The sequence below is a fragment of the Bradyrhizobium sp. UBA2491 genome, assembly GCF_002341725.1.
In the GTDB taxonomy this organism is placed as follows: Bacteria; Pseudomonadota; Alphaproteobacteria; order Rhizobiales; family Xanthobacteraceae; genus Bradyrhizobium.
Genome location: NZ_DDOP01000060.1, coordinates 36,771 through 45,894, shown reverse-complemented (window position 1 = coordinate 45,894; position 9,124 = coordinate 36,771). Strand labels below are relative to the sequence as shown.

10 protein-coding genes are annotated in these 9,124 nt (G+C 65.8%); 2 read left to right on the top strand and 8 right to left on the bottom strand.

Going from position 1 to position 9,124, the window contains the following annotated elements:
* Positions 1-210: TCP-1/cpn60 chaperonin family protein (locus B2W55_RS20085; protein ID WP_291532276.1), on the bottom strand; the 210-nt coding region annotated here is incomplete at its 3' end.
* A 130-nt stretch (positions 211-340) separates the two neighbouring features.
* Positions 341-637, bottom strand: a complete 297-nt coding sequence (locus B2W55_RS20080; RefSeq protein ID WP_018269780.1) for a co-chaperone GroES — start codon at positions 635-637, stop codon at positions 341-343.
* 336 nt (positions 638-973) lie between these two features.
* Between B2W55_RS20080 and B2W55_RS20075 the strand changes: the two genes are divergently transcribed.
* Positions 974-1,492, top strand: a complete 519-nt coding sequence (locus tag B2W55_RS20075; protein WP_024581159.1) for a hypothetical protein — start codon at positions 974-976, stop codon at positions 1,490-1,492.
* 233 nt (positions 1,493-1,725) lie between these two features.
* Here B2W55_RS20075 and B2W55_RS20070 read toward each other — a convergent pair whose 3' ends face one another.
* On the bottom strand, positions 1,726-2,502 hold the full coding sequence (locus tag B2W55_RS20070) for a protein phosphatase CheZ (RefSeq protein ID WP_024581158.1): 777 nt from the start codon (positions 2,500-2,502) through the stop codon (positions 1,726-1,728).
* Between the two features lie 310 nt (positions 2,503-2,812).
* On the opposite strand from B2W55_RS20070, the gene B2W55_RS20065 reads away from it, so the two are divergent.
* The gene (locus B2W55_RS20065; RefSeq protein ID WP_024581157.1) at positions 2,813-3,619 is read left to right on the top strand and encodes a L,D-transpeptidase; all 807 of its coding nucleotides are present in this window, start codon (positions 2,813-2,815) and stop codon (positions 3,617-3,619) included.
* 75 nt (positions 3,620-3,694) lie between these two features.
* On the opposite strand, the gene B2W55_RS20060 is transcribed toward B2W55_RS20065, so the two are convergent.
* The 5 genes from B2W55_RS20060 to B2W55_RS20040 form a co-directional block, all read right to left on the bottom strand.
* Positions 3,695-4,558, bottom strand: a complete 864-nt coding sequence (locus tag B2W55_RS20060) for a DUF2076 domain-containing protein (protein ID WP_024581156.1) — start codon at positions 4,556-4,558, stop codon at positions 3,695-3,697.
* Between the two features lie 129 nt (positions 4,559-4,687).
* Positions 4,688-5,530, bottom strand: a complete 843-nt coding sequence (locus tag B2W55_RS20055; protein ID WP_024581155.1) for a ChbG/HpnK family deacetylase — start codon at positions 5,528-5,530, stop codon at positions 4,688-4,690.
* On the bottom strand, positions 5,527-6,573 hold the full coding sequence (locus B2W55_RS20050) for a glycosyltransferase family 2 protein (protein WP_024581154.1): 1,047 nt from the start codon (positions 6,571-6,573) through the stop codon (positions 5,527-5,529). Before B2W55_RS20050 ends, B2W55_RS20055 begins: the two co-directional genes overlap by 4 nt.
* Positions 6,574-6,739: 166 nt before the next feature.
* A complete protein-coding gene (hisG, locus tag B2W55_RS20045; protein WP_024581153.1) occupies positions 6,740-7,717 on the bottom strand; it encodes an ATP phosphoribosyltransferase in 978 nt (325 codons plus the stop codon).
* Positions 7,714-8,880, bottom strand: coding sequence for an ATP phosphoribosyltransferase regulatory subunit (locus tag B2W55_RS20040; RefSeq protein WP_024581152.1), 1,167 nt, complete (start codon positions 8,878-8,880; stop codon positions 7,714-7,716). The genes hisG and B2W55_RS20040 overlap by 4 nt, the downstream gene beginning before the upstream one ends.
* Positions 8,881-9,124: the final 244 nt, after the last annotated feature.

The following is a 9,124-nucleotide window of genomic DNA, read 5'->3' as shown; positions in this document are numbered from 1 at the left end:
GCCCATGTTCTCGAACTTGTCGTCGAGCTCGATCTCCTTGGCGACGGTGACGCCGTCCTTGGTGATGCGGGGAGCGCCGAAGCTCTTCTCGATGACGACGTTGCGGCCCTTGGGGCCGAGCGTCACCTTGACGGCGTTGGCGAGCACGTCGACACCGCGCAGCATGCGGTCGCGGGCGTCTCCGGCGAATTTTACGTCCTTGGCAGCCATTGTTTTGAACTCCTGGGAAAGGCGTCATCCTGAGGAGCGGGCCCTGGCCCGCGTCTCGAAGGATGGTTGTGGGGCTCACCCTTCGAGACGGCAGCTTCGCTGCCTCCTCAGGGTGACGGAGAGGGTGTGATCAGGCCAGCACGCCCATGATGTCGGACTCCTTCATGATCAGGAGTTCCTGGTTGTCGAGCTTGACCTCGGTGCCCGACCATTTGCCGAACAGCACGCGGTCGCCGACCTTGAGGTCGATCGGGATCAGCTTGCCGGCTTCGTCGCGGCCACCCGGGCCGACGGCGACGATCTCGCCCTGGGAGGGCTTTTCCTTGGCCGAGTCCGGAATGATGATGCCGCCCTTGGACTTCTCCTCGGCATCGATACGCTTGACCACGACGCGGTCATGCAGGGGGCGGAAGGTGGATTTAGCCATGACGTTCCCTCTTGGAAGCTCGGTTTCAGGTCCGGTTCATCGAGACTGGTGTTGAATGCCGGTCCGGTCGGCGCCAGGCGGAACGCCTGGCGCATTTAGCAATCGTGGTACAAGAGTGCTAATTGTGCGCCGGGAAATATGGCCTGCCGGGTTTCCTGTCAAGCAAACGAGGTCAAGGCCCAAATCTGGTTAAGGCCTTGGTGAGGCCAATATAGGATGGTGGACCAGAAACCAAATCGTAGCGATGACGTAATTTTGTCAGACGTCATTGCTCCGCCTTAAGTTTTACGCTTGGCTGTAGGACGGGTGCGGCCGGGAAATTGTCGGGGGATGCATATGATAAGGTCACTCAACGCGCGATTGGTCGCACGGTTCGCGGCTGTCTCGGCGCTGACGACACTCTTGGGGGCGTGCGGCAGCATGAGTCTGCCGTCATTGTCCTCGAACACCGAGCCGGCTCCCACCGAACCTGGCGTGGCCCCGGAGATGCCCGCGAGCATCCGCGCCGACGAGATCGTCGGCCGTTGGGGTCTCGCCTCGTTCCAGAATCCCGCCGACCGCGCCCGCACCGAGGCCGCCGCCCGCGGCCAGTGCAAGCAGCCCTACGTGATCGGTGCCGGCCAGAGCGGCGGCGTCATCATGCATCTGGCCGACCAGGCCACCCCGCAGGAACTGCGCCTCAAGGGTTCCCCGAGCGGCAAGAACTATATCGGCCCGCCCGGCCCGACCCCCGGCGAGCAGGACCGCGAGATCATCTCGTTCGACGGCCGGGTCATGATCACCCGCTTCGTCGACAAGGACGCCGCCACCCGCTACGGCAACATGGTCTACGTCCGCTGCGCGCCGCGGGCGTAAAGGCGAGAGCTTAGCTTCCAACCGACCTGGAGCCGCATAGTCGGTTCGCCTCTCCCCTCGTGGGAGAGGCCGGATTGCATCGCAAGATGCAATCCGGGTGAGGGGCGTTTCTCCGCGAGTCTAAATCTGTCATTTGAGTTCGCGGATAGGGGAGAAGGGAAGGGGAGCGGCGAACTGCCGAAACAAAAACGCCGGCCCTCAGGACCGGCGTTTCGTCTGTGTCCAGATAGACCTCAATTGAACATCGCGTCGATGTCGTCCTGCGAGGCGTGGCCGGCGTCGCCGTCGAGCTTCGGGCCGTTGAGCAGGCGGGCGTCGCCCTCGCGGGTGTCGACGATCGCGGGGACGTGCGACTTGATGGCGTCGACGCCGCCCCAGATGTTCATCATCTCGTTGATGTGCTGTTCGATGAACTTCATCGTCTGCATCACCTTGCTGATGCGCTGGCCGGTGAGGTCCTGGAAGTTGCAGGCCTCGAAGATCGCGACCACGCGTTCCTGGATGTCCTCGCTGAGCAGCTTCTGCTGATCCGGCGTGACGTTCTTGGCCAGCGCGGTCGCGGCCTGGTCGATCGCTTCCACCGCTTCGAGGATCTGCTGGGTGGCCTGTTCGGTGCCGCCGACCACTGCGCCGAGCTCGCCATTGACCTTGGCCATCTCCTCGCCGTTGAAGCTCTTGCCGTGCAGCACGGCGATCTCGCGCTTGGTGCGGCTGATCGCGTCGTGGATCAGGTCGAGCTCGACCTTGAGTTTCTCGCACTGTTCGACCTGGGCGCGGTAGGTCTCGAGCAGCGCGTGCGCCTCGGCGATTTCGCGGGCGACGACCACGTCGACATTGTCGGCGGTGCGCTGCGCCGGCGCTGCGGCCATCTGGGCGCGGATCGAGCGCAGCTCGGACATGATCTCGCGATGCATCGGACCGATGTCGACGCCACCGGCGATCTCCGGCTCCGGCATCGTCACTTCGCCCATCGCCTGCTCGACACGAAAACGCTTACGCTTCACTGACATGATTTCATTCCCGCCCCTTCGCTGAGGTCCGTTCTAGCCAACGGCGATTTAACGTCAGGTTCACGCGGAACAATTTGCGCTTGTGGCGCGCGACCGCCGCGCTACCCGAGATTAACCATGGTGCCGCGGTGTTCACGCAAAATAAACGCTGTCCGGCAAAACCGCGCGCCATTGCCGACGTGGTGAATCGAAACGGCCGATCCGTTTACCAAACCGATGCGGTTTTCATTGCTTATTGACCACGTGCAACGGGGCCATGTCGTGCTCCGTCCACGCAACAGTCACGACGAAACCAGTACAGAGTACGTCGATGTTCAGGAAAACCACGCTTGCGCTGCTCGCCGGCGCGTCTTCGCTTATTGCCGTTCCCCATCACGCCCTGGCGATCGACGCGGTATCGCCCGGCGAACCCGCCGTGATCTACGCCAACCAGGGCGCGCCGCAACCGCCGATGCGCACCGCCTACGCACAGCCGCAGCGCGGCAACATGGGCGGCGGCTTCATCGAATTCCTGTTCGGCGACGCGCCGTCGTCACAGGGCTATGCGCCGCAATCGACCTATCAGCAGCAGCCCGCTTACTACGGCAATCGCCAGCTGCCGCCGATGGATCCGCAGCAGCAGATGATCCGTCAGCAGGAAGAGGCGGCGGGCGATCCGACGCAGCGTCCATTCGATCCGAAATACGAGAAGCAACTCGTCGACTATTCCGGCAAGGAGCGCCCGGGCACCATCGTCGTCGATACGCCGAACAAGTTCCTGTATCTGGTGCAGGGCGACGGCCGCGCGCTGCGCTACGGCATCGGCGTCGGCAAGCCGGGCTTTACCTGGTCGGGGATCAAGACGGTGTCCGCCAAGCGCGAATGGCCGGACTGGACGCCGCCGGCGGAAATGCTGGCGCGTCGTCCCGACTTGCCGCGGCACATGGAAGGTGGCCCGGAGAATCCGCTCGGCGCGCGCGCGATGTATCTCGGCTCGTCGCTCTACCGTATCCATGGCTCCAACGAGCCGTGGACGATCGGCACCAATGTCTCGTCCGGCTGCATCCGGATGCGCAACGAGGACGTCATCGACCTCTACGGCCGCGTCAATGTCGGCGCCAAGGTCGTCGTGATGTGATCGCGCCCAACGGATGAAATGGAAACGGCCGCTCGGTGAGAGCGGCCGTTCGTGTTTGGAAGTCAGGCAACGCGGTTACGCGTAGTTGCTGTCGTCGTTTCCACCACCGTCGAAGCCGTCGTCATCATTGTCGAAGTCGTCGGAATCGTGATCGGTGTTGTAATTGTCGTCGTTGTTGTTCGACGCCTGGTCGAACAGGCCGGCACGCGAGCTGCTGTCGCGGTTCGAGCCGATATCGTTGACGCCGGCGTCGCGCGCCAGATCGCTCGACGATTGGTCGCCGCCCCACGGGCGCGAACCGCCGCCGAGGCCGCTGGCATCAGCCAGTGACTGGTGACCGCCGCCGCCACCCATCATCCCGCGGATGCTGGAGAGCAACAGCCCGCCGCCGACCACGCCGGCCGCGGCCGCCGCCGCAGTGCCGAGGAATGAGCCGCCGCCACCGCCGGGAGCGCCGCCGAACGCCGGAGGCTGCGGGCCGCCGTTGGGTTGACCATATTGGGGTTGGCCATATTGGGGCTGGCCATATTGCTGCGGCGGCTGGCCGTAGCCGCCTGCCTGCTGGATCGCCTGGCCCGAATTCCACACCGGGCGGCCACCGCCAATGTCAGGCGCGCGCACCGGCGGCACCGAGCCGTGCGGCTGGCCCTGGCCCTGGCCGAAGATCGCGTCGCGCATCGAATCGAGGAAACCGCCGCCTTGCTGCTGCGCTCCCTGCGGCTGGCCGGCCGCGGCCTCCAGCTCCTGGATCCGGTCATGGGCGCGCTTCAGCGCCTCGTCCTGCACCAGCGCGGTCTGCACCAGCGCGTAGACCGCATTCGGCGCGTTGCGCAGGCCCTGCATGATCGCGGACATGGCCTCGCTGTCGCGCGGGGCATTCTCCAGCTTGGCGAGCCGGTCGAAGAGATCGTCGATCAGTTGGCGTTCTTGCGGTGTCATGGCGTTCTCCATCGCGTCGATCGAATCGGCGCGCGGCTGATGTAGGACGGGCTTTGTGGCGCAAGGAGTGGGGGGCTGAATTAAATTTATGTATGCGACAATCCGACCGGCGATTTTCCGTGAACCTTATCAGGCCAATGTAACTTTATTCAGGTCGAGCAGCGCAGCGAAATCATCGCTCGCCAGATAGGCATGCTCGATCTCGCGCTGCGTGGTCAGCGGATCGAGGCTTTTCAGCGTCTCGTCGACGAAGCCCGGATGGCACATCACGAGGCCGTCTTCGGGCAGGCCCTCCACGAAGCCTTGCATCAGTGCGGCGAAGTCGCTGGTGCGCGTGAAATCATAGGCGCCGGCGAAGGCCGGGTTGAAGCGCAGGCCGGCGCGGCTCGCCTTGGCCCGGAACTGGGTGCTCAGCACGCTCAGCACCAACGTCTTGGGGCCGGTGATGCGTGCCAGCGGACCGTCGCGTCCGCACTGCCGCACCCAGGCGTCCGGCGCGCGCTCCTTCACGGCGCGCAGGAAGCCGTCGCGGACCTGCGGGAACAATTGCGCGTGCTGATGGCCGTCGACGAAATCCGGTGCGCGGCCGAACAGATCGTGGAACGTGGCAAGCTGCGCCAGCACCTCGGCATGGACCAGTTCGGCATCGAGCCGGTGCATCAGCCCGGCGCGCAACAGCCGCGGGAACGGCAGGAACATGTCGCCGTCGAGCGGACGGAAATGCATCGTCAGCGGCCGGAACGGCGCGGTCAGCGTCACATGCAACCCGATCGCGCAATGCAGGCTCTTCGCCACCGAGGCCGTGAGCGCGGCGGCGGCGTCGCGGCCGATTGCCGGCGTCACGGTCATCACCGAGGTCGCGTTGAGCCGGCCGCGCTCGATCAGATCGCGGATCGCGCGGTTGACGCCGTCGCTCAGGCCATAATCATCGGCACACAGCCAGATCCGTCGCAGCGCTGCGGGATCGCTCATTCGGCGGCGGTCCGCTCGGTAGCACTTTGCGCCGCGCCGCCGTCGGCGTGCTTCTCGGTGTGCTCGGCGACGAAGTAGATCGGCCGTGCCTTCAGCTCGGAGAGGATCTTGCCGATATATTCGCCGACGATGCCGATCATGATCAGCTGCACGCCGCCGATCGTCATCACGCCGATCATCAGCGACGGATAGCCGGGCACCTGCTTGCCGGTGGTCCAGACCTCCCAGAGGATCGAGAGCCCGAACAGGAAGGCCGCGCCCGCCAGCAGCGCGCCGAGCAGACTGGCGAAGCGCAGCGGCGCCACCGAGAACGAGGTCAGCCCCTCGATCGACAGGCCGATCAGCCGGCCAGCATTGAAGGTGGTGACGCCATGCGCGCGCGGCGCCGGCTCGTAGTCGACGCGGATCTGCCTGAAGCCGATCCAGCTCGCCAGTCCCTTGAAGAAGCGGTTGCGCTCCGGCAATTGCCGCAGCGCCAGTGCCGCGCGCGGCGACAGCAGGCGGAAGTCACCGGCATCCTCCGGGATCTTCTGCCGCGCGCCCCAATTGATCAGCGCGTAGAAGCCGCGCACCGAAAGCCGACGCAACGCCGATTCATTGTCGCGATGTGCCTTCGCGGTGTAGACCACGTCGTAGCCGTCATCGATCCAGTGCGCGACCAGTTGTTCCACCAGCGTCGGCGGATGCTGGCCGTCGCCATCCATGAACAGCACCGCGCCGCGGCGGGCGTGGTCGAGACCGGCCATCAGCGCCGCCTCCTTGCCGAAATTGCGCGACAGCGACACCACCTGTAGGTCGAGCCCGTCGGCGGGCAGGCCGCGCGCGATCGCCAGCGTGTTGTCCGCGCTGCCGTCGTCGACATAGACCACTTCGCAGGGCAGACCGTAACGGGCACGGAGCGACCTCGCGAGGTCGACCAGCCGCTGGTGCAGCGCCGCGAGCCCGGCGGCCTCGTTGTAGACGGGCACGACGATCGACAGACCCTGCGCGGCGGCGGTCTTGGCGGTGGTGGTCAGGCTGGAAACGTCAGAGCCCAGCATCATCGGTCAGGTTCCAGAAAACGAGCGCGATCTCGAGCGAAGCCTGCCCCGCACTTGATGCGGGGTGGAGTTCCGGTTCGCGTGCAGACGACGCCTCAAAACAACATGTCCCTTGGACACAATATGGTACCGACGGCCGGCTGTCGCCAACATGAACGGCGGGGCCGACTCATTGTCGCAGGAACGCCTCGAGCCTGGCGAACAACGGGTTCTCCCGGTCGAACACGTAGTCCAGCGACACCACCGACACGGTCTCGGCGCCGTGCTCGCGCAGGAAGCTGCCGAGCGCGTAGAGCTTGCCGGGCGGGCAGTGCAGCGTGAGCATGCCCGAGGAGGTCGGGCTGCCAAACGGGGCGACCACGCCGAAACGGTTATGCGCCTCGGACAGCAGCGCATCGTTGCAGCCGGCAAAGCGGGTGCGGACCTCGCGATACTTGCTGGCGCGGGCGCGGGCGGCGATGTGGTCGAGGATGACGCGCGCGGTTTCGCGGGCGCCGGTCGACCAGTCGGCATCCTTTGAGGCCACCAGATTGGCCTGGCTGCGCAGCATCACGCCGTCATCGAGCACCTTGAGCCCGTTGGCGGCGAGCGTCGCCCCTGTGGTCGTGATGTCGACGATCAATTCGGCGGTGCCGGCCGCGGGCGCGCCCTCGGTGGCGCCGGCGCTCTCGACGATCCGGTAGTCGCCGACGCCGTGCCTGGCGAAGAAGCCGCGGGTCAGGTTGATGTATTTGGTCGCGACCCGCATGCGGTGATTGTGCTGCTCGCGGAAGCCCGATGCGACGTCGTCGAGGTCGGCCATGGTGCGGACATCGATCCAGGCCTGCGGCACCGCCACCACGACATTGGCATAGCCGAAGCCGAGGCCCTCGATCATCAGCACGCGCTTGTCGGCATCGGTGATGCTCTCGCGCACCAGATCCTCGCCGGTGACGCCGAGATGCACGGTGCCGCGCGCCAGATTGGCCGCGATCTCGCTCGCCGAGAGATAGGCGATCTCGACATTGTCGACGCCGGCGATGGTGCCGCGATAGTCGCGCGCGCCGCCGGCCTTCGACAGCATCAGCCCGGCGCGGGCGAAGAAGCCTTCCGCGTTCTCTTGCAGGCGACCCTTGGAGGGAACGGCGACGACGAAGGGCGTGCTCATGGTGCAACTCCGCGGCCAGCGGCCTTGCCATGCCGAGTCATCGGCTCGATCCAGACCGAGAAGCCGACCGCGGGGATTGGGTTGGCTGATCCAAGCTGCGACATCAGGCCGTCATAGCGGCCGCCCGCGACCAGCGGCTCGGCGCCGTTGCCCCTGGCATGCAGTTCGAATTCGAAGCCGGTGTAATAGTCAAGGCCGCGGCCGAACGCGGTCGAGAACCGGGTCTTGCCGGTGTCGATGCCGCGTGCGGCCATGAAACCGACCCGGCTCTCGAACTGGTCGATCGCGGTGGTGAGGTCGAGCCTGGCGTCGCCGGCGAGGGCGCGCAATTGCGCGACCGCATCGTCGGGATCGCCGGATATGGCGAGGAAGCGCTTGATGGTCGTGACGGCATCGCGCGGTAGCGCGCCGCCCTTTAAGGTCGATTGCTCGAGGAAGCGGTCGGCGATCTCGGCGACCGTGCGGCCGCCGACATTGGTGGTGCCGGCGATCGACATCAAATCGGTGACCAGCGCCAGTGCCGCCTTGCGATCGGAGCCGGCGAGCGCCGCAAGCACGCCCTGATACTCGTTGCGGCCCGGCGCAGTCGCCAGTGTCAGTTGCTCGATGTCGTCGGTCAGCGAAACCTTGCGGTTGAAATCCTTGATCAGCCGTCGCCGCCACACCGGGTAAAGCTCGAGCGCATCGATCAGCGCGTTGAACAGCGCGACGTCGCCGGTGCGGATCTCGACGTCGTTCAGCCCGAACGCCGTGGTGGCCTCCAGCGCCAGCGCCAGCATCTCGGCATCGGCCGCGGCGCGGTCCTGCCGTCCGAACGATTCGATGCCGGCCTGCAGGAACTGGCTCGGCTGGCCGTCGCGATAGCGGAACACCGGCCCGAGATAGCTGAAGCCGGCCGGCTGGCCGGCGCGAGGCGAGGCGAGGTAGTCGCGTGCCACCGGGATCGTGAGGTCCGGGCGCAGGCAGAGCTCTTCGCCGCTCGGATCGGTGGTCAAATAGAGGCTCTTGCGGATGTCCTCGCCGGAGAGGTCGAGGAACGGCTCGGCCGGCTGCAGGATGGCAGGCTCGGACCGGACGTAACCGGCCTGCGCGAACGAGGCCAGCAGCGCATCCGCCCAGTCGGCGGATCCGGCGGCAGATCGTGGTGCGGCAGCTTCGGTCATCTCGACGTCCAGTTCGCCCCGAAATCGCGTTCCAGGGCCGGTTCCTTAAGTGGTGTTGGCGCAGCCCTTAGCATGGCCGCCCCGGGCTTTCGACAGGGATCGGCCAAAGATCGACCAAGTGGCTTAATGATTGGGTTCGTTAACGATTTTGCGACGGCTTGGCTAGGGCAGGAATTTGGCCAGAGGCGGAGCTAGTGAGGTGAGCACTCTGCTCTGGCTCCCACCCCCGCAAGGGGGGAGGGAA